The organism is Vibrio sp. STUT-A11, from assembly GCF_026000435.1.
Taxonomy (GTDB): Bacteria; Pseudomonadota; Gammaproteobacteria; order Enterobacterales; family Vibrionaceae; genus Vibrio.
The window spans coordinates 2,254,928-2,275,140 of record NZ_AP026763.1 but is presented as its reverse complement, the minus strand read 5'-3'; the positions used below and the strand labels follow the sequence as shown (position 1 = coordinate 2,275,140).

The following is a 20,213-nucleotide window of genomic DNA, read 5'->3' as shown; positions in this document are numbered from 1 at the left end:
CGTTGGAGGCGCATAGTAGCACACATCGCTAGCTGTAAAGTAGTTCACAAAATGGAATGCTTTTGTTCGGAATATGGATCTTCTTCACAAAAAAAGATTGAACCTTATCTAAATGAAATTGAGTTCAGTACTGTTTCTATATAAAACACTAAATGATAAGGATAATTTAGATTTTAAATCTAAACTTTTGAGTTAATTTCGCGCTGTTCATGGTGTTTATATCTGTCGTTGATGGTTGTGTAATTGTGAAAGAATCAAGTTTATTGTTTAGATGTTAATCTAAAAAATGACACATAAAATGTCAACTTGTTGTTAAGTAAGGTATTTTTTGTTTTTTTACATTTAGGTTTAGAAAATTTGACAGGCAGAATAATCTTTTGCACTCTAAGCGCAGATTTTGGGAAAGCATTGCGTAACAACTAGTTAACGCTAGCGCTCAAAAAAATAAAAAAAGGGAATTCGGAAAGGATATCCCAAACTAAGAAAAGGCAGTGGATTAATTATGAAAAAGACTCTTTTAGCATTAGCAGTTGCAACTGTATCTACTTCTGCTCTAGCAGCAGGTAACATCTATGATGACGGCACTACAACGTTCAACATTAAAGGTGAAATCGATACTTACCTAAGCTCTGCTGAAGTAACAGAAACTGAAGCTGGTGTATCTACGAAATCTTCTTCTGATGTTGACGTAGACCTATGGGCAAAAATCCAAATCGACGCAACTCACAAGCTAAACGATAGCGTAACTGCATTCGGTTCTTTCGAAATCGAAAACGGCAACGGTTTCGACAGCTGGTCAGGCGTTTTGGCGGATGACAGTCACGAAATGAAAACTGATGACCTTTACTTCGGTTTCAGCATCGGTGAAAACTTCGGTATTGCTGCAGGTGAAATCGGTGATTTCGGTGACTCACTAGACGCAATCACAATCGATAACACTAACGAAGGCATTGGTTACATGGATGACTTCGTGAGCTCTCTAGAGTCTGCTGGTCACGCAGTTTCAGTGAAGTACACAACTGGTGGTCTTAAGTTAATTGCTGACTCTTACCTATCTTCTGATGAAGATGAAGATGTAGCATACGGTGTATCTGCTCAGTACGCATTCAACGAAATGTTCACTGTAGGCGCAACTTACCAAGATCAAGGCAACCGTGGTCTAGGTGATGATCACCAAATCATGGGTGTAGCGGCACGTATGAGCGTAGCTAACTTCGGTGCAGCAGTGAACTACGTGTCTGAAGACATCGATGGCGCTACAGATCTAGAAACAGTTTCTGCTGCTTTAGACTACCAAATCGAAAAAGCACGTCTTTACACTTCATTCGGTTTCACTGAAGGTGACAACGACGAAGAAATCAACTACTACACTGTTGGTGCAGACTACGCAGTTTCTAGCAACATCGCAGCGTTCATTGAATACTCTGATGCTGAACAGAAAACAGACAGCAACAACAAAGTTGAAGGTGAAGGTGTTGTAGCAGGTATGTACTACACATTCTAATAACTTGATATCAAGTTGAATGTAATCCAAAGGTCGCATTTATGCGGCCTTTTTGATTATATAGGGAAGCGGTAAGCGTTATACCCAACTGAGCTTAAATTGCATGGTGATATCAGGCTTTGAGATTATTTGGGTATAAAACTTAATGATAAAAAAGGGTTAAATCATGAAACGTACAATTTGGACTTCGATTTTAATGGCGCTTTCTGCGCTGAGCGTCCCTAATGCGTATGCGAATACCAGTTCATTGACGGAACTAGATGCGGCTCTGGGGGTTGAAGTGCTATTTATCAATAGCCAAGATGCAAAACAGATGGATGAGCCATTTATGCTGGCGACGGGATCGAATCAAGTCGTATTGCGTATGAATACAATGTTAGGCCGCGGTGAAAAGCGCGGTAACTTCACTTCAGCTCCTTATATTCTTACTTTGGATGTCGATGGTGGCGAGTTGGAAATCGACGGTCCGCAACTGAACGAGCTAACGCAAGCCAAAAAAGTGTTTGAAGGCGATAAGATTGATTGGAATGTTAGCCTTAATGACAGCGATATAAACTACGACCAAGTCAAAATGGTGGGAAAAAAGGGCACGTTCCCTTATTCAAACCTTGATGAGCAACTTGCTATTTATAACGCAGCCAACGGCATTACTTTTGCGGGCAGTGCAATCGCACCCGCTGCCGGCACGAGTTTAGTAAACGGTACGCAGCAGGCAGCTAAGTCTGCAGGCCCAGATAGCCTGGAAATGCAAAAAGCGAAAATGTCGTATTTGAAATTGTCGCCGAACGAGCGTAAAGCCTTCCGTAAGTGGTTGGTTGACCAACAGTAATCGCACTTACTCAACGTAGATGACTGCTTTTATGGAGCCAGTAGCTGATGCTGCTGGCTTTTTTCATTAAAGTGGCTAGAGCTCTATTTCTTTCCACTCACCCGGCTGTAGATCGCCTAACTCGATATTCCCCATAGAAAAACGCACCAAACGCAGAGTAGGGAAGCCAATATGAGCAGTCATACGTCTCACTTGTCGGTTTCTCCCCTCAATGATGGTTATCGCCAACCAAGTCGTAGGAATATTGGCACGAAAGCGAACCGGTGGCGTTCTGTCCCAGATCTCGGGTGCATCCATCACCTCAACCTTCGCTGGTAGCGTCATACCGTCCTTTAGTTTTACCCCTTGACGTAATTTATCAAGATCGGCTTCTTCAGGTGCACCATCGACTTGTACCCAGTACGTTTTAGGCGATTTAGACTTAGGCTGTGTTAATTTTGCCTGCAAAATACCATCGTTAGTGAGTACCATCAGGCCTTCACTATCACGATCTAATCGGCCTGCGGCATAGACACCTTTCACCGGAATGTAGTCTGCGAGTGTTTTACGTCCATCACCATCAGTAAATTGGCTGAGCGTGTCGTAAGGTTTATTAAAGACGACAACCTTGCGGTCCTTAGGGTCGATGCGTGATTTTTGATTTTGGGCTGTGCGGGTAGGGCGTCGCTTATTACTTGGCTGCGTACGGGAGCGATTAGACTTTTCAGAACGTTTAAAATGCCCCTCTTTAGATTGATGACTACGACGACCTTTTTCAGACCCTGTGCGAGATGTCATGTTAACTACCCTACAAAAATGTAAATGAACTGTATTTGAAAGTTTCAACTTTTCTTATGATCGGATATCATTTGCGCGCCTAAATTTAATAAACGCGCACAGAATGATAGACTATTTCGTGTTAATTGTTTAATTATATCAGTGCACTCATGGATTCAGAGCCCTGCGCTTCAAACTATAACAAAGGGTGCACACCGCATGTTGCGTTATCGAGTTGAATCATACTTCTCATCAGCGCAGTGCGTAAAAGAAACCAACTCAGAACTTGAGTTGATCAACCAACAAGTTGATTAAAAAATAGGGAAATTTCATGCCTACAGAAAAGCCTACAATTATCTACACCATCACTGATGAAGCACCGGCGCTTGCAACTTATTCATTACTACCAATCATCCAATCGTTTACTGCATCGTCTGGCATCAATGTAGATACTCGTGATATTTCACTAGCAGGTCGAATTATCGCTAACTTCCCAGAGCATTTGAAAGAAGAACAACGTATTGGCGATGCGTTGACAGAGCTTGGTAATCTAGCGCAAACACCAGAAGCGAACATCATTAAGCTGCCAAACATTTCTGCATCTATCCCGCAGCTGCGAGCGGCAATTAAAGAGCTTCAAGGTAAAGGATACGATCTACCGAACTACCCAGATGAGCCGGCGACTTATGAAGAAGAAGCGATTAAAGCGGCTTACGACAAGATTAAGGGCAGTGCAGTAAACCCGGTTTTACGTGAAGGTAACTCAGACCGTCGTGCTCCGCTTTCTGTTAAGAACTATGCGAAGAAAAACCCTCATTCAATGGGGGCATGGTCTGCGGATTCAAAATCACATGTCGCTAGCATGTCTGGTAATGACTTCTTTGGCAGTGAAAAATCGACTACCGTTTCAGGTGCGACAGACGTAAAAATCGAGTTTGTTGCAGCTGATGGTTCAGTCAAAGAACTTAAAGCTGCGTTCCCTCTACTCGATAAAGAGGTGATCGACAGTTCAGTAATGAAGAAGAAAGCACTGGTTGAGTTCTTCGAAAAAGAAATTGCTGAAGCAAAAGCACAGGACGTATTGCTGTCTCTACACATGAAAGCGACCATGATGAAGGTTTCTGACCCTGTCATCTTCGGTCACGCTGTAAAAGTGTACTACAAAGACGTATTTGCTAAATACGGTAAGTTATTCGAAGAGCTTGGCGTTGATGTAAATAATGGTCTTGGTGATGTTTACTCGAAAATCGAATCACTACCAGCAGCACAAAAAGAAGAGATTGAAGCGGCAATTCAGGCGGTTTACCAAACTCAGCCTGAACTAGCGATGGTTGACTCTGACCGTGGTATCACCAACCTTCATGTACCAAGCGACATCATCGTTGACGCGTCTATGCCAGCAATGCTTCGCTCTTCTGGTCAAATGTGGGGCCCTGACGGCAAGCAAAAAGATACTAAGGCATTGATTCCAGATCGTTGCTACGCAGGTATTTACCAGGCAGTAATTGATTTCTGTAAAGAGCACGGTGCATTTGATCCAACAACAATGGGCAGCGTACCAAACGTTGGTCTAATGGCTCAAAAAGCAGAAGAGTACGGTTCTCACGATAAGACGTTTATCCTAGATGCTGCAGGTACAGTACGTGTTGTTGATACAGCGGGTCAGGTTCTACTTGAGCAAGAAGTAGAAGAAGGCGACATCTTCCGTATGTGTCAGGTGAAAGATGCTCCAATCCAAGACTGGGTTAAGCTAGCGGTGACTCGTGCTCGCGCAACAGGCGTTCCTGCAGTGTTCTGGCTAGATGAAAACCGTGCACACGATGCAGAGCTTATCAAGAAAGTGAACGCATACCTACCTGATCACGATACTGACGGTTTAGAAATTAAGATTCTGTCACCAGTAGACGCATGTCTGTACTCACTAGAGCGTATCAAAGCAGGTCTGGACACCATTTCTGTTACAGGTAACGTACTACGTGACTACCTGACTGACTTGTTCCCAATTCTTGAGCTTGGTACGTCAGCTAAGATGCTGTCAATCGTTCCACTGATGAATGGTGGTGGTCTGTTTGAAACGGGTGCTGGTGGTTCAGCTCCGAAACACGTTCAACAAGTTGAAAAAGAAAATCATCTTCGTTGGGATTCTCTTGGTGAGTTCTTAGCGCTAGCTGCATCTTTAGAGCACCTAAGCGTCGCTACAGGCAACGCGAAAGCACAAGTTCTGGCAGATACGCTGGATAAAGCGACAGGTGAGTTCCTAGATAACAACAAGTCGCCATCACGTAAAGTGGGTGAGCTGGATAACCGCGGTAGTCACTACTACCTAGCATCGTACTGGGCAAAAGCGTTGGCTGAGCAAACGGCAGATGCTGATCTGGCAGCTGAATTTGCACCGATTGCAAAAGCACTATCAGAGCAGGAAGAAGCGATTGTTGCTGAGTTGAACAACGCACAAGGCGTGAAAGGTGAGCTAGGTGGTTACTACCTACTTGATGATTCATTAACGTCTGAACTAATGCGTCCAAGTGCAATTCTGAACTCAATTATCGATAAATAATATCCAGCTGAACACACCGTTCGCGGTGTGTTGTTCAGATAATAATAAACCCGCTTACTTGGCGGGTTTAATTTTCTCTACGTAACAATAGATTTAAACTTTAGTCGCATCCATTTTTACGAGAGCAATGGTTTTCGACAGCGCTCTAATTATTTAGCTTGGTCTTCAATTGGCACTACGCTACTTGCGTGACAGCCTTTTGGACCTTTTTCCGTCTCGTATGAGACTTGTTGGCCTGCTTTCAGTGTACGATAACCGTCCATCTGGATAGTTGAGTAGTGGGCAAAGATATCTCCTTCTTCTTCGTCAGAACAGATAAACCCAAATCCTTTGGCATTGTTAAACCACTTTACTGTACCTGTAGCCATGCTATACATCCCTCATGCATTCTTTACTGATGTTGTTACTACGATCAAGTTATACCTTTAACTTGAAACTACTATTAACGACTGCTGACAAACGTATTTCAATTCGTTCATCGTGCCGATGTAAACCCTCACTATGCGAAAAACCATAGCTTCGCACAGATGATGATTTATGCATCAACACTCTCCACTGTAGTCAATCAGTCCCCACAGTCAATAGTGCATTGCAACAAACAGAAACATTATTGAAAACAAATCACTTTTGAGATTAACAATTTTGCAAAGAGTTTCCTGGCGGTACGCTGATGTTTAGATGTTTTAGCTGAAAAGAGACAAGTTAAAAAATAGCCATACTATTTGTGTTTGTTAAGTCAGTGAAATCCTCTGAATGCATAAAAAGTGACGTATTCGTGATAAATATCGTCTTACAAGAACGAAATGTGATCTTATACGGTTTACGCATTCGTATCGTATTCATTAAATGTGGGGAAGAAATCGTAGCAGTGGTTGCGGTAATATTTTGAGTACCGTATCGATAAGCATCTTTTATTTGCACCCCTGCAATAGGTGCATTAGTCTCTATATAGGTAGTAACTTTTATCGATCAAAGTTCTATTTCGGTGTCACTTCTCACTACACCGCGCTGCATGCTTGTGGTAGATTGTTTTTATAGGTCGAAAACATCAACCCTTTGATACGATAACTTTAAATTGCCATGAGTAAAAATTTTGAATGGGTCACTCCAGACTCTGATCTTCTGGAGCGAGAAAGTACAAAAATTCAGCCACCTAAGCTGTATAACGTTGTACTCAACAATGATGATTATACACCTATGGATTTCGTCATAGATGTGCTTGAGCGATTCTTTTCACATGATATAGATAGAGCGACTCAAATAATGCTCAAGGTCCACTATGAAGGAAAGGCAGTTTGTGGGACGTACAGCGCAGAAATTGCCGAGACAAAAGTAGCGCAAGTTACGATGTACGCAAAGGAAAATGAACATCCGTTACTTTGCACTATGGAGCAAGCGTAATAAAGAAGACTTGCTCGAACAACCCAGTTGTTTTTTCGGGAGGTACTTATGCTAAACAAAGAACTAGAGTCAAGCCTTAACAGTGCATTTGCTCGTGCGCGCGACAAACGTCACGAGTTCATGACTGTCGAACACCTCCTACTTGCATTGTTGGAAAATGATGCAGCTAAGGAAGCCCTTCTAGCCTGCAAAGCGGATTTAGATGCTTTGCGTAACGAACTCGATATATTCATCGATCAAACCACCCCACTCATTCCAGAAAGCGACGAGACGCGTGAAACGCAACCGACTTTGAGTTTCCAACGCGTATTGCAACGTGCAGTATTTCATGTTCAGTCGTCGGGTCGAAATGAAGTGACAGGGGCAAACGTACTTGTTGCGATTTTCAGTGAGCAGGAATCTCACGCCGCTTATCTTCTCAAGAAAAATGATATCTCTCGCTTAGACATCGTCAATTTTATCTCCCATGGCATAACCAAGGCGTCTGGTGCGAGCGAAGACCCATCTTCACCAGGTTCTTTTAGTTCTGAAAGTGCAGATGATTCGAATGCTGAAGAACGATTGGAGAGTTTTGCTACTAACTTAAACCAAGTAGCAAAAGCAGGAAATATTGATCCACTTATTGGTCGAGATAAAGAGTTGGAACGTACCATTCAGGTACTGTGCCGTCGCCGAAAAAATAACCCATTGCTTGTGGGTGAAGCTGGCGTGGGTAAAACAGCGATTGCAGAAGGCCTGGCGTGGAGAATTGTTGAAGGGCAGGTGCCTGAAGTTATTGAAAATAGTGTCATTTATTCTTTGGATATTGGTTCCTTGCTCGCGGGTACTAAGTACCGTGGTGACTTTGAGAAACGTTTCAAGACCATTCTGAAACAACTTGAAAAAGAAGAAGACGCGATTCTATTTATTGATGAAATTCATACTATCATCGGTGCTGGCGCTGCATCTGGCGGTCAAGTTGATGCGGCAAACTTAATTAAACCTCTGCTTAGCAGCGGCAAGCTTCGTTGTATCGGCTCCACAACGTACCAAGAGTACAGCAACATCTTTGAGAAAGAGCGCGCACTCTCTCGTCGTTTCCAAAAAATCGATATTGTTGAGCCATCACTCGATGACACAACTAAGATTTTGATGGGTCTGAAGCCGAAATACGAAGCGCATCACGAAGTTCGTTATACAAATAAAGCACTGCGTGCTGCCGTGGAGCTATCGGCTAAGTACATTAATGAACGTCACTTGCCAGATAAAGCCATCGACGTTATTGATGAAGCAGGTGCATGTAGTCGCCTAGCACCAGCAAGCCGACGTAAGAAAACTGTCGGTGTGGCGGACATTGAAGCCATGGTGGCGAAAATGGCTCGAATTCCTGAGAAGTCGGTATCCTCCTCGGATAAAGATATTCTCAAGAATCTGGACCGCAAGATGAAAATGCTAGTGTTCGGACAAGACAATGCGATTGATGCGTTATCAGAAGCTATAAAGCTAACCCGCGCGGGTTTGGGTGTTGATAACAAACCAGTAGGGTCTTTCTTGTTTGCTGGCCCAACAGGTGTAGGTAAAACGGAAGTGACTGTTCAGCTATCTAAATTGCTTGGCATTGAGCTACTGCGTTTTGATATGTCTGAATACGGCGAACGTCATTCAGTGAGTCGTTTAATCGGTGCGCCACCGGGATATGTGGGTTACGACCAAGGTGGTCTGCTCACTGATGCGGTGATCAAACATCCGCACTCTGTGGTTCTGTTGGATGAGATCGAGAAAGCGCATCCAGATATCTTTAACTTGCTATTGCAAGTGATGGATAACGGCACCCTTACCGACAACAACGGTCGTAAAGCAGATTTCCGCAATGTGATTCTTGTCATGACGACCAACGCTGGTGTTGCGGAAACCGAGAAAAAATCGATCGGCTTGATTCAGCAAGACAATAGCTTTGATGCGATGGCGGAAATTAAGAAAGTATTTACGCCGGAGTTCCGTAACCGTCTTGATAATATCATCTGGTTTAACAGCTTGGATGAGAGTGTTATCCATCAAGTTGTCGACAAGTTCATTGTTGAGCTTCAAGTTCAGTTGGATGCTCGCGGTGTTTCGATGGAAGTTTCTCAAGACGCACGTCACTGGCTGGCTAACAAAGGTTACGACAAAGCCATGGGCGCTCGTCCAATGGGTCGTGTTATCCAAGAGCAGCTTAAGAAACCTTTGGCGAACGAGCTTCTGTTTGGCTCTTTAGTTAACGGTGGCACCGTGAAGGTTTCACTTGTAAACGATGTGCTTCAATTTGAGTACTTGAGTGAGAAAGAAGCAGCAATGCACTGATCCCTCAGTGTTACTCAACTAAAAAAGGATGCGCTGGCATCCTTTTTTGTTTAAGGCAACTGTTGCGTGTGCGATAAACGGGTTACTCATTTATCGACCACAAATAAAAAACGGAGCGCGAGGCTCCGTTTTTTATTTGCATTCGAAAATCAGAGATTAACGAGCACGGAAGACGATGCGGCCTTTAGTTAGGTCGTATGGAGTCATCTCTACAGTTACTTTGTCACCCGTAAGGATACGGATGTAGTTCTTACGCATTTTACCAGAGATATGCGCAGTCACAACGTGACCGTTTTCAAGTTCAACACGGAACATAGTGTTTGGTAGAGTGTCAAGGACCGTGCCTTGCATCTCAATTACGTCTTCTTTAGCCATTTAATCCTCTTTAGAAATTAGGCAAATATTAGCGGGCTTTATTTTGCCGCTAATTAGTAATTATGTAAAGTTGGAGCGTATTCTACCCTTGCCAACGCTGATTTACTAGCCTTTGGTGGCGTTGAAAGCGTGTTTTGTAGTTCATTGCAGGGCATTCATCAATCTGATAGCCCAAGTACAGCCATTGCTGGTTGTTTTCTCGGCAGTATTTTATTTGATAAAGCACTGCCAATGTACCCAGTGATAGTGGGTAATCAGGGTCGAAAAAGGTATAAAACGCACTGGAACAATGAGGCATCACATCGGTAACTCCGATGGCAACTAGTTGTTCTGACTCATCATAGACATGCAAAAACAGAGTGGTAAGCCAGTTAGTTTGTGCAAAGCGAGCAAACTCATCACGCTTTGGCGGGTACATTGTCCCGCTCTTATGACGCTTGCAAATGTAGCGACTATAGAGCTGAAACCACTCTGGATCCATTTGAGGTTTCATTTCCCAGCGCAAACCTTGCCCTTTTTTCAACAGTCGTTTTTGGCTTTTTGACAGAGTGAAATCTTTTATTGCCACACGTATCGGCTGACAGGCATTGCAGCGCTCACAGTGTGGTTTGTATATCGTATCACCACTGCGACGAAAGCCATTCGCCATCAGCAGTTGATAATTTTCTTCTGTATGTAAGTTGTCATCGAGAGCGACTGCAACACGCTCTTTTCGCTCCGGTAAATAGCTACAAGGGTGGTTGTTGGTTAATCCTATGCGAATGTGTTGTAGATCCGTGCTCATGATATTGAATTCCGCAGAACTTGTGGCTTAAAAGTGCCTGAAGCCATTTGGTTTTCTCTTAAAGATAGTAGCTTTTGCATAAATTCGTCCCGATCAAGTTCAAATGCGCCCAGCGATGCCAAGTGAGGATTCATGACCTGACAGTCGATCAATTGACCATGGTTTGACTTAAGATGTTCACACAAATACCACAAAGCAATTTTCGATGCGTTATCCTCTAAGCTAAACATAGATTCACCGCAAAAAAGTTGGCCAATACTTAGCCCGTACAAGCCTCCGATTAAGTCACCGTCACGCCATACTTCTACCGAGTGACAATAACCAAGCTCCGCCAGTGCTGTGTAAGATGCCTGCATGTCTTCATTTAGCCAGGTTTCGCTCTCAGGGCGGGTTGAAGAGCAGAGTTGAATTACCTTCTCTGTGGCTTGGTTGAGGGTAACTTGATATTTATGCTTGCGCTGAAACTTTGTGAGACTTTTGGATGGTTTAAAAGTCAAAGGATCAAAAACGGCGCGAGGTGAAGGGCTCCACCAGAGTATCGGTTCACCAGGTCCGTACCAAGGAAAAATCCCTTGATGATAGCCTTGAAGTATTCTCATCGGGTCCAAATCGCCACCAAAAGCTAGAAGCCCATTAGGGTCGTTCAATGCTTTGTAAGGGGAGGGAAAGGAGTACGTTTTACCAAGTTCAGTTAAATAAATTGCCATAAAAATTAATTACCAACATTTGAACTAGAGGAGTTTATGATGACGCGAATACAAAACCGAGCGACCGTGTGGTGTTGGATCATACTGCTTTTACCATTTTTCGCCAATGCGGCTTATGAGAGAAATGTAGCAAAGCCCGTTAATGAAGTGGTTTATGGAAAAGTTGACTCTGTTCGTTATATCACGCAGCAAGAGGTGGTTAAATCGAAAAGTAATGGTTGGAAAACGTTACTAGGTGCAACAATCGGTGGGTTGGTCGGAAACCAGTTTGGTGGCGGAACCGGTAGAGAAGTCGCAACCGCTGTTGGTGCACTTACCGGCGCTGCTGTCGCACAAAATCAACGTACTGAGCAATACACGGTTGAATCTCAGTTGGTTGAACTGCTGATAAAAGTTGATAACGACAAACTTATCAATGTCATTCAAGACGTTGATAGAAATATGTTATTTGGCCGCGGCGACGAGGTTCGTATCTTGTATTTTGATGATGGTGTTCGGGTAGATATGGTCTATTAGGGCCGAGTTTTCAGGCAAATGGATAAGCTGACTAATTATTCATAAATTAGCGTAGATTTGCTCTGGTTTTGTATTGGTTTTTTGGTTAGTCTGAATCCACGAAGAATTGTTCAGCTCTCAATAAACCGTGAACTGAGAGCACAAAGGATTATCAACTTTCAATGGAAAGCCTAACGTTACAACCAATCAATAAAATCCAAGGGGAAGTTAACCTTCCAGGATCAAAAAGTGTCTCTAACCGAGCTCTTTTGCTAGCCGCTTTAGCAAAAGGCACGACACGCCTGACCAACCTTCTCGATAGTGACGACATCCGTCATATGCTCAACGCGCTTACTACGCTTGGTGTTCAATATCAGTTGTCTGAAGACAAAACTGAGTGTGTTGTGGAAGGTCTCGGCCAACCATTTTCTGTGTCTGAGCCTGTAGAGCTGTTTTTAGGTAATGCTGGCACGGCAATGCGCCCACTAGCGGCTGCGCTTTGTCTTGGTGAAGGTGAGTATGTTCTGACTGGTGAGCCTCGTATGAAAGAGCGCCCAATTGGTCACCTCGTTACCGCACTACAAGATGCTGGTGCTGATATCGAATACCTCGAAAATGAAAACTACCCGCCATTAAAAATTGTGGGAACGGGTTTGAAGTCGGGTACGGTATCGATTGATGGTTCCATTTCGAGTCAATTTTTAACCGCTTTCCTTATGTCAGCGCCACTCGCTGAAGGCGAAGTTCGCATCAATATTGAAGGCGATTTGGTGTCTAAGCCGTACATCGATATCACGCTACATATCATGAAGCAGTTTGGCGTTGATGTAATCAACAATGATTACCAGGAATTTGTGATTCCTGCCGGACAGCATTATGTCGCACCTGGAGATTTTCTAGTGGAAGGTGACGCCTCTTCAGCGTCTTACTTCCTCGCTGCTGCTGCGATCAAAGGTGGCGAAGTGAAAGTTACCGGTATTGGTAAAAACAGTATTCAGGGTGACATTCAATTTGCCGATGCGCTTGGAAAAATGGGCGCAGAAATTGAGTGGGGCGATGATTATGTGATTGCTCGTGCAGGTCAGCTGAAGGGAATTGATATGGATTACAATCACATCCCTGATGCGGCGATGACGATTGCAACCACAGCTCTGTTTGCAGAAGGCACGACAGCGATTCGCAATGTTTACAACTGGCGGGTAAAAGAAACTGACCGTTTGTCTGCGATGGCGACTGAACTTCGTAAAGTCGGCGCTGAAGTGGAAGAGGGTGAGGATTACATCATCGTTAAGCCAGTTCCTCAGCTAAAACATGCTGCGATCGACACTTATGATGACCACCGTATGGCGATGTGTTTTTCATTGGTTGCGTTGAGTGATACACCTGTAACCATAAATGATCCGAAGTGTACATCGAAGACGTTCCCTGACTACTTTGACAAGCTTAAGTCTCTAAGTTGTTAGGTCTCTAAGCCTGAGGCTGATAAAAAACCAGAGCCAATTTCGCTCTGGTTTTTTAGGTCAGTAAATCGTTTCAACTATTTATTAAGCGTGAACTCTTTTGAAAGATGGTGAGCCAGATACTTAAACATATTGAAAACGGCAGTCGTGTTCGCCGTCGGTAATCCTTTCTCATCAAGAAAGTATTCCCCTTTAAATACTAAAACGTCGTCTTTTTCTTCCACGCTTGTTGCGCGCATACCCTCAATATAATCATCGTGCTCTTGGATGATTTGATTCGCGATTAAAAGAAGGTCAAATTCTTCAATAAATTTTCTATCAGACATAACGTTCCCGTCATTCATTACAACTTCAGATTCATGAAGTATACCCATAATTAACAGGGGATTATACCCAATGGAATGCAATTAAAGGTTACTCGATTCATGCTTGGGTTCTATTGCCGTAGCCTAAGGTTACGTGCACTCAAGGTAAATTATTTTGTGATGGGTAACAAAATTTCCTCAATTCGATTAGCAGTAGTAAAGTTTGCCTGCTTAGATATGCCGACCAGACCTTTTAGAGCCCTGTCTGTTTTAAGTATAAAGACGATGAATTGTCAACCGATCAAATCCGAATTGCAAAAAAGCAGTTGATCTTCTTTTCATCTCGCACAATAGTAAAAAAAGAAGCAATGAAATAGAACATTATGCGGGTGACTTCCAAGTCAGAGGTTTACCCGCATTATTATGAAGGACGTTAGAGTCAGTTATGGGTAAATCACTCGTTATAGTGGAGTCACCAGCCAAGGCAAAGACAATAAATAAGTACCTTGGTAAAGACTTTGTTGTTAAGTCTAGTGTTGGTCATGTGCGTGATCTGCCTACGGCCGGCCAAAGCACTGGTGAGAAAGCCGCTGCCATTTCAACTAAAGGGATGAGTGCGGAAGAGAAAGCACGCGTCAAAAAAGAGAAAGATCGCAAAGCACTGATCAAGAAAATGGGCATTAACCCATATCACGACTGGGAAGCGAATTATCAGATTCTTCCTGGCAAAGAAAAAGTGGTCAGCGAGTTACAAAAATTAGCCAAAGATGCTGATTACGTCTATCTCGCAACCGATTTGGACCGCGAGGGGGAAGCAATCGCATGGCACCTTCGTGAGATCATCGGTGGCGATGAAGAGCGATACAAACGAGTTGTTTTTAACGAAATTACAAAAAATGCTATTCAGCAAGCTTTCCAAACGCCTGGTGAGCTGAATATGGATGGCGTAAACGCGCAGCAAGCCCGTCGTTTCATGGACCGCGTGGTTGGCTTCATGGTCTCTCCGTTACTATGGAAGAAAGTTGCGCGTGGCTTGTCGGCTGGCCGCGTTCAGTCAGTTGCGGTTAAGCTGCTGGTAGAGCGTGAGCGCGAAATCAATGCGTTTGTTCCGGAAGAGTTCTGGGATATTCACGCGAATACCAAGACTAAAGATAAAGCGGACTTCAAACTGCTGGTTGCTCAGAAAGACGGCGTTGCCTTTAAGCCTGTCAATGAGACAGAAACCAACGCAGCGATGTCTGTGCTGGAAAATGCCAGCTATGAAGTCTGCAAACGCGAAGACCGCCCGACGAAAAGTAAGCCGTCTGCGCCTTACATCACTTCTACACTGCAGCAAGCGGCAAGTACCCGTTTGGGCTACGGTGTGAAGAAGACCATGATGCTAGCTCAGCGCTTATATGAAGCGGGTTACATCACCTATATGCGTACTGACTCAACCAACTTGAGTGCAGAAGCTGTGGATTCAGTCCGTGACTTCATCGGTTCTGAGTTTGGTGATAAGTACCTTCCTGCTTCACCGTTAAAATACGGCAGCAAAGAAGGGGCTCAAGAAGCGCACGAAGCGATTCGTCCTTCTAGCGTGGATGTAAAAGCGGAAGATCTGCAAGGTGTCGACGCAGACGCTCACAAGCTTTACGCGTTAATTTGGAACCAGTTCGTTGCCTGTCAAATGACGCCGGCAGAATACGATTCCACAACCATCAGTGTAAAAGCTGACGAATACACGTTAAAAGCGAAAGGTCGTATCCTTAAGTTTGATGGTTGGACTCGCGTACAGCGTCCTATGGGCAAAAACGAGGATACAATCCTTCCTGCGGTGCAACTTGGCGATAAGCTGAACCTAGAGTCACTTGACCCGAAACAGCACTTTACTAAGCCGCCAGCGCGCTACACTGAAGCTGCACTGGTTAAAGAGCTTGAAAAGCGTGGTATTGGTCGTCCATCGACGTACGCGTCTATCATCTCGACGATTCAGGATCGTGGCTACGTGAAAGTTGACCAGCGTCGATTCTACGCAGAGAAAATGGGTGAAATTGTTACTGACCGCCTTGATGACAGCTTCAATGATTTGATGAACTACGATTTCACTGCACGCATGGAACAGAAACTGGACCAAATTGCCGAAGGCGAAGTCAACTGGAAAGCGGTACTGGATAACTTCTTTAGCGACTTTACCGGCGACCTTGAAAAAGCCGACCTTGACGAGGCTGAAGGTGGTATGAAGCTTAACCACATTGTGATGACAGACATCGAATGTCCGACATGTGGCCGCCCAATGGGTATTCGTACAGCGTCCACCGGCGTATTCCTAGGTTGTTCTGGTTATGCACTGCCACCTAAAGAGCGTTGCAAAACCACCATCAACTTAGGCGATGAAGAAGGCATCATCAACGTCTTAGAAGAAGATGTAGAAACCGCAGCGCTTCGTGCCAAGAAACGTTGTCCAATCTGTGAGACAGCGATGGACGCGTACCTAATCGACGATAAACGTAAGATGCACGTTTGTGGTAACAACCCAAACTGTGAAGGTTACATCGTTGAATACGGCGAGTTTAAAGTTAAAGGCTATGATGGACCCGTTGTTGAGTGTGACAAGTGTGGTTCTGACATGGTGCTTAAGAATGGTCGCTTCGGTAAATACATGGATTGCACCAGCGAGACATGTAAAAACACCCGTAAGATTCTGAAGAACGGTGAAGTAGCGCCGCCGAAAGAAGATCCAGTGCATTTCCCTGAACTGCCATGTGAAAACTCGGATGCTTACTTTGTGTTGCGTGATGGGGCGTCTGGCCTGTTTATGGCAGCCAGCAACTTCCCTAAATCACGCGAAACGCGTGCGCCACTTGTTTCAGAGCTTGCGCTTTACGAAGAACGATTACCAGATAAGTTCAAGTATCTTGCGACGGCACCACAGGAAGACCCTGATGGTCGTCCAGCAGTGGTTCGTTTTAGCCGTAAAACGAAAGAGAACTATGTTCGCTCTGAAGAGAATGGCAAGCCAAGTGGTTGGACTGCACTTTTCGTTGATGGCAAATGGGAAATCACCGATAAGCGTAAAAAACCTAAAGCTTAAACTCATTGAGTAAAAAATAAGGCAGCGAGATCGCTGCCTTGTTTTTTCATCTAATTTTCGTCATCGCTTATCTTGCCGACAACTTATCTCCCCATTTCTGAAGCTCTGACTATTTCCCCAAATAAACCTTAGAGCAAGCCTGTCTGATTCATTTTACAGTCACATGCATGTCGTAGTGTGAAGTTCGATATCACCTTTACAAGCTCGTTGTATACAGAGTAGGTGACGATCTATGTATTAATTTCGTTCGTAAATTGTTTTCAGAGTGTAGCCTATTACATTTTCTAATGTGATCTGAATATCGTATCGAGCAAGTTGTATCTATCTAATACACAGAATGACGTATTTTAAATTGTAATTAATGTTCAAATTGGATAGTTTATTACAAAAATAATGCAACAAAGTGCATTTGAATTGGTGTCGACAGATAAGAATATTTAAGGTGTGTTATTTCGTGATGATATTGGTATCGAGGTAGAAGGCATTAGTATAAATAACGCTGTTGATTTGCCATTTTTTATTGAGAAGCAAATCACGATTTAGCGTTGCCAAATATCGATAGCTCAATGGAAGTGGGCTAGGTACCTATACTGAAAAAGTGCTGACTCTTTGTTGAAAGAAATGGATTCGAGCCTCCTTGAATTCTCTTTTCACGTTTAAAACGAATTTGGGACTCAGACTAAACTAGACGTGAACCACGAAAAGTTAACACACCCTGTAAGTTGGCAGAGCAATGCCGCAGTTTTTAACCCGCATGATATGTGCTCATAGAAGCGCTGGATGTGGCTGACAATGTGTTCACTTGATTCCCCACAATACATTCAATTAAGTGAGCATCCATTCCAAGCTATAACGATATGGAGAACAACAATGGCTGGTGTTTTGGGAATGATTCTTGCTGGCGGTGAAGGCTCACGTTTGAGACCTTTAACTGAATCTCGCAGCAAACCTGCTGTACCTTTTGGTGGTAGTTATCGACTGATTGACTTCGCACTCAACAACTTTGTCAATGCGGATTTAATGCGTATTTACGTACTGACCCAATTTAAATCTCAATCTCTGTTTTATCATTTAAAAAAAGGTTGGAACATCAACGGGATTACTGATCGTTTTATTGATCCTATCCCAGCTCAGATGCGTACCGGTAAGCGTTGGTATGAAGGCACCGCAGATGCTATCTATCAGAACCTTCGTTTTATGGAAATGGAAGAACCAGACCAAGTTTGTATTTTTGGTTCTGATCATATCTACAAAATGGATATTAAGCAGATGCTTGATTTCCATATCAAAAAGCAAGCTTCGCTGACTGTGTCGGCTTTACGTATGCCGCTTAAAGAAGCTTCTCAGTTCGGTGTAATCGAAGTCGACAGTGAAGGTCGTATGATTGGCTTCGAAGAAAAACCGGAATGTCCAAAGTCGATTCCTGGAGAGCCTGACTATGCGTTGGTCTCGATGGGCAACTATGTCTTTGAAGCGAAAGAATTGTTCTCTGAATTGATCGAAGATGCGAGCAATGAAGAATCTACCCACGATTTTGGTAAAGACATTATTCCTAAAATGTTCCCTCGTGGGGATGTGTTTGTCTATGATTTTAGCACCAATAAAATCAGTGGCGAGAAAGAACAAGTATACTGGCGAGATGTCGGTACGATTGATGCTTACTGGCAAGCGCATATGGACTTGCTAGAAAAAGATGCGCCATTCTCTCTGTATAACCGTAAATGGCCGCTGCATACTTATTACCCGCCTTTACCACCAGCAACGTTCACCGATTCAGACAACGGTCGTGTGCAAATTATCGATAGCCTAGTGTGTAATGGCAGCTATATTCGGGGCTCTCGAATCGAAAAATCGGTACTTGGTTTTCGAAGTAATATTGCATCTGCCTGCGATATCAGCGAATGTATACTCTTGGGTGACGTCAAAATCGGTGAAGGCTGTGTTTTACGTCGAGTAATTGTGGACAAGAACGCCGATATCGCACCTGGCACGCAAATTGGGGTGAACCTTCAAGAAGATAAGAAGTTCTTCCACGTGTCGGATGATGGTATTGTGGTTATTCCTAAAGGAGCACGAGTTGGCTACTAACAACTTATCTATTCTGTTTGTAGCGTCTGAAGTCGAAGGATTGATTAAAAGTGGTGGCTTGGCTGATGTAGCCAAGGCACTGCCGGAAGCGCTTCACGGTCTTCAGCAAGATGTACGTATTACCATTCCTGCATACCATGGTATTGAAAGGCTGGCTGAGGCGGAGGTGCTGTTAGAGACACAGCTAACCTCGTGGCCGCACACCGAGTATCGAGTACTGAGGCTGTATCTTAGTGATACGCCAGTTTACCTGATTGACTGCCCATCTTACTTTAATCGCCCATCAATGTACGCTGAGAATAATGAAGCCTACTCAGATAATGGTGAGCGCTTTGCGTTTTTCAGTGCGGCTTGCTTAGACATGCTACCTAAGCTGGACTTCAGACCTGACATCGTCCATGCCAATGATTGGCACACTGGCCTTGTACCATTTTTGTTGAAGCATCGATACGGCTCAGACCCGTTTTATGCAAATATCCGCAGCGTGATCTCGATTCATAATGCGGTGTTTAAAGGCGTGTTTCGCTACGATGAGGTGCAATGCCTGCGTGAGTTTCACAGTCGAAATGTACCCGATGCAGGGGTTAGTTCAACGCACATCGCGATGCTTAAAGCGGGTGTATTAAACGCGGATAAAATCAACGCAGTTAGCCCTACCTATGCCGAAGAGTTGCAGACAGAGCTTGGTAGTCATGGAATGGCTTGGGAGTTCCAACAACGAGCGAATGATTTAGTCGGTATTCTCAATGGTTGTGATTACAGTGCCTGGAACCCTAAAACAGATGCTTATTTGCCACTGAATTTTGAACCCAGTGAACAAAGTATGGTTGAAGGCAAAAGTGCTTGTAAAAAAGCACTGCAACAACGCCTGAACTTGGCCGAGAACAACTGTGCTATGTTTGGCATGGTTTGTCGCCTGACAATGCAGAAAGGGCTACATTATTTGCTGCCAGTGTTGACGGACTTTCTAAAGCACGACGTCCAATTAGTTGTAGTCGGGACGGGAGATCCTGTTCTTGCTACACATTTATCCGAAGTTGCTGAACAGTTCCCAGATAAGTTTGTCTTCGTTGAAGCGTATGATAATGAGCTGGCTCATTTGGTTGAAGCTGGGTCTGACTTCTTTTTGATGCCGTCTGAATTTGAGCCGTGTGGACTCAATCAGATTTACAGCATGGCTTATGGTACTTTGCCTATTGTGCGAGGCGTTGGGGGTCTAAAAGACAGTGTCAATGATTATGATGCTGACCCGTCTGATGCGACGGGCTTTGTATTTTATGATCCAACACCGCAAGCTTTGTTGTTAACCATGCTCAGGGCATTGTTACTATATGCACAAAACTCTGAGGAAGTGAGACGGGTTCAACTGCATGCAATGCAACAGGATTTTTGCTGGCGTAAAGCTGCAGAAGAATATTTGCAGCTTTACCACTCAGCATTAACGTTTTCTTTTCCGCATTGACATTATTTGCACTAATCTAAAATTGTAACAAAAGGCACCTAAAGCGGTGCCTTTATTATCGCGTGTAACCCTAATGTGATAGGATTGCACCCTCTAAT

At 43.9% G+C, this 20,213-nt stretch carries 16 protein-coding genes; 10 read left to right on the top strand and 6 right to left on the bottom strand.

Annotation, left to right across the window (positions count from 1 at the left end; genetic code table 11):
• Positions 1–502 precede the first annotated feature (502 nt).
• Together OO774_RS10665 and OO774_RS10660 are read left to right on the top strand one after the other, a co-directional pair.
• The gene (locus OO774_RS10665) at positions 503–1,504 is read left to right on the top strand and encodes a porin (protein ID WP_264902297.1); all 1,002 of its coding nucleotides are present in this window, start codon (positions 503–505) and stop codon (positions 1,502–1,504) included.
• A 166-nt stretch (positions 1,505–1,670) separates the two neighbouring features.
• Positions 1,671–2,333: a DUF2057 domain-containing protein gene (locus OO774_RS10660; protein ID WP_264902296.1), complete on the top strand. Its 663-nt coding sequence runs from the start codon at positions 1,671–1,673 to the stop codon at positions 2,331–2,333.
• 75 nt (positions 2,334–2,408) lie between these two features.
• On the opposite strand, the gene OO774_RS10655 is transcribed toward OO774_RS10660, so the two are convergent.
• The gene (locus OO774_RS10655) at positions 2,409–3,110 is read right to left on the bottom strand and encodes a pseudouridine synthase (RefSeq protein WP_264902294.1); all 702 of its coding nucleotides are present in this window, start codon (positions 3,108–3,110) and stop codon (positions 2,409–2,411) included.
• Positions 3,111–3,420: 310 nt separating this feature from the next.
• On the opposite strand from OO774_RS10655, the gene OO774_RS10650 reads away from it, so the two are divergent.
• Entirely contained in the window at positions 3,421–5,646 is a 2,226-nt protein-coding gene (locus OO774_RS10650; RefSeq protein ID WP_264902293.1) for an NADP-dependent isocitrate dehydrogenase, read from the top strand.
• Between the two features lie 149 nt (positions 5,647–5,795).
• On the opposite strand, the gene cspD is transcribed toward OO774_RS10650, so the two are convergent.
• Positions 5,796–6,014: a cold shock domain-containing protein CspD gene (gene cspD / locus OO774_RS10645; protein WP_264902292.1), complete on the bottom strand. Its 219-nt coding sequence runs from the start codon at positions 6,012–6,014 to the stop codon at positions 5,796–5,798.
• Between the two features lie 712 nt (positions 6,015–6,726).
• Between cspD and clpS the strand changes: the two genes are divergently transcribed.
• Together clpS and clpA are read left to right on the top strand one after the other, a co-directional pair.
• A complete protein-coding gene (clpS, locus tag OO774_RS10640; RefSeq protein ID WP_264902291.1) occupies positions 6,727–7,047 on the top strand; it encodes an ATP-dependent Clp protease adapter ClpS in 321 nt (106 codons plus the stop codon).
• A gap of 48 nt (positions 7,048–7,095) precedes the next feature.
• On the top strand, positions 7,096–9,366 hold the full coding sequence (gene clpA / locus OO774_RS10635; RefSeq protein WP_264902290.1) for an ATP-dependent Clp protease ATP-binding subunit ClpA: 2,271 nt from the start codon (positions 7,096–7,098) through the stop codon (positions 9,364–9,366).
• A gap of 156 nt (positions 9,367–9,522) precedes the next feature.
• Here clpA and infA read toward each other — a convergent pair whose 3' ends face one another.
• From infA to aat, 3 genes are all read right to left on the bottom strand, one after another.
• The gene (gene infA, locus OO774_RS10630; RefSeq protein ID WP_006075347.1) at positions 9,523–9,741 is read right to left on the bottom strand and encodes a translation initiation factor IF-1; all 219 of its coding nucleotides are present in this window, start codon (positions 9,739–9,741) and stop codon (positions 9,523–9,525) included.
• 82 nt (positions 9,742–9,823) lie between these two features.
• Positions 9,824–10,525 carry an arginyltransferase gene (locus OO774_RS10625; protein ID WP_264902274.1) on the bottom strand — a complete coding sequence of 234 codons (702 nt, stop codon included), beginning with the start codon at positions 10,523–10,525 and terminating at the stop codon, positions 9,824–9,826.
• Positions 10,522–11,232 carry a leucyl/phenylalanyl-tRNA--protein transferase gene (gene aat / locus OO774_RS10620; protein WP_264902272.1) on the bottom strand — a complete coding sequence of 237 codons (711 nt, stop codon included), beginning with the start codon at positions 11,230–11,232 and terminating at the stop codon, positions 10,522–10,524. The genes OO774_RS10625 and aat overlap by 4 nt, the downstream gene beginning before the upstream one ends.
• A gap of 39 nt (positions 11,233–11,271) precedes the next feature.
• Between aat and OO774_RS10615 the strand changes: the two genes are divergently transcribed.
• Together OO774_RS10615 and aroA are read left to right on the top strand one after the other, a co-directional pair.
• Positions 11,272–11,748: a glycine zipper 2TM domain-containing protein gene (locus tag OO774_RS10615; protein ID WP_264906105.1), complete on the top strand. Its 477-nt coding sequence runs from the start codon at positions 11,272–11,274 to the stop codon at positions 11,746–11,748.
• Between the two features lie 161 nt (positions 11,749–11,909).
• Complete coding sequence (aroA, locus tag OO774_RS10610; protein ID WP_264902271.1) at positions 11,910–13,190, top strand: 3-phosphoshikimate 1-carboxyvinyltransferase; 1,281 nt, start codon at positions 11,910–11,912, stop codon at positions 13,188–13,190.
• Between the two features lie 74 nt (positions 13,191–13,264).
• On the opposite strand, the gene OO774_RS10605 is transcribed toward aroA, so the two are convergent.
• Entirely contained in the window at positions 13,265–13,513 is a 249-nt protein-coding gene (locus OO774_RS10605; RefSeq protein ID WP_264902270.1) for a YciN family protein, read from the bottom strand.
• Positions 13,514–13,937: 424 nt separating this feature from the next.
• Between OO774_RS10605 and topA the strand changes: the two genes are divergently transcribed.
• The 3 genes from topA (at position 13,938) to glgA (ending at position 20,115) form a co-directional block, all read left to right on the top strand.
• Complete coding sequence (topA, locus tag OO774_RS10600; protein WP_264902269.1) at positions 13,938–16,565, top strand: type I DNA topoisomerase; 2,628 nt, start codon at positions 13,938–13,940, stop codon at positions 16,563–16,565.
• 870 nt (positions 16,566–17,435) lie between these two features.
• The gene (glgC, locus tag OO774_RS10595; protein ID WP_264902268.1) at positions 17,436–18,653 is read left to right on the top strand and encodes a glucose-1-phosphate adenylyltransferase; all 1,218 of its coding nucleotides are present in this window, start codon (positions 17,436–17,438) and stop codon (positions 18,651–18,653) included.
• Complete coding sequence (glgA, locus tag OO774_RS10590) at positions 18,643–20,115, top strand: glycogen synthase GlgA (RefSeq protein ID WP_264902267.1); 1,473 nt, start codon at positions 18,643–18,645, stop codon at positions 20,113–20,115. Before glgC ends, glgA begins: the two co-directional genes overlap by 11 nt.
• The last annotated feature ends 98 nt before the right edge of the window (positions 20,116–20,213 follow it).

Bases quoted from the DNA above. Each gene is read 5' to 3' on its own strand.
- OO774_RS10665 (WP_264902297.1), top strand. From the start codon at position 503: ATGAAAAAGACTCTTTTAGCATTAGCAGTTGCAACTGTATCTACTTCT.
- OO774_RS10660 (WP_264902296.1), top strand. From the start codon at position 1,671: ATGAAACGTACAATTTGGACTTCGATTTTAATGGCGCTTTCTGCGCTG.
- OO774_RS10655 (WP_264902294.1), bottom strand. From the start codon at position 3,110: ATGACATCTCGCACAGGGTCTGAAAAAGGTCGTCGTAGTCATCAATCT.
- OO774_RS10650 (WP_264902293.1), top strand. From the start codon at position 3,421: ATGCCTACAGAAAAGCCTACAATTATCTACACCATCACTGATGAAGCA.
- cspD (WP_264902292.1), bottom strand. From the start codon at position 6,014: ATGGCTACAGGTACAGTAAAGTGGTTTAACAATGCCAAAGGATTTGGG.
- clpS (WP_264902291.1), top strand. From the start codon at position 6,727: ATGAGTAAAAATTTTGAATGGGTCACTCCAGACTCTGATCTTCTGGAG.
- clpA (WP_264902290.1), top strand. From the start codon at position 7,096: ATGCTAAACAAAGAACTAGAGTCAAGCCTTAACAGTGCATTTGCTCGT.
- infA (WP_006075347.1), bottom strand. From the start codon at position 9,741: ATGGCTAAAGAAGACGTAATTGAGATGCAAGGCACGGTCCTTGACACT.
- OO774_RS10625 (WP_264902274.1), bottom strand. From the start codon at position 10,525: ATGAGCACGGATCTACAACACATTCGCATAGGATTAACCAACAACCAC.
- aat (WP_264902272.1), bottom strand. From the start codon at position 11,232: ATGGCAATTTATTTAACTGAACTTGGTAAAACGTACTCCTTTCCCTCC.
- OO774_RS10615 (WP_264906105.1), top strand. From the start codon at position 11,272: ATGACGCGAATACAAAACCGAGCGACCGTGTGGTGTTGGATCATACTG.
- aroA (WP_264902271.1), top strand. From the start codon at position 11,910: ATGGAAAGCCTAACGTTACAACCAATCAATAAAATCCAAGGGGAAGTT.
- OO774_RS10605 (WP_264902270.1), bottom strand. From the start codon at position 13,513: ATGTCTGATAGAAAATTTATTGAAGAATTTGACCTTCTTTTAATCGCG.
- topA (WP_264902269.1), top strand. From the start codon at position 13,938: ATGGGTAAATCACTCGTTATAGTGGAGTCACCAGCCAAGGCAAAGACA.
- glgC (WP_264902268.1), top strand. From the start codon at position 17,436: ATGGCTGGTGTTTTGGGAATGATTCTTGCTGGCGGTGAAGGCTCACGT.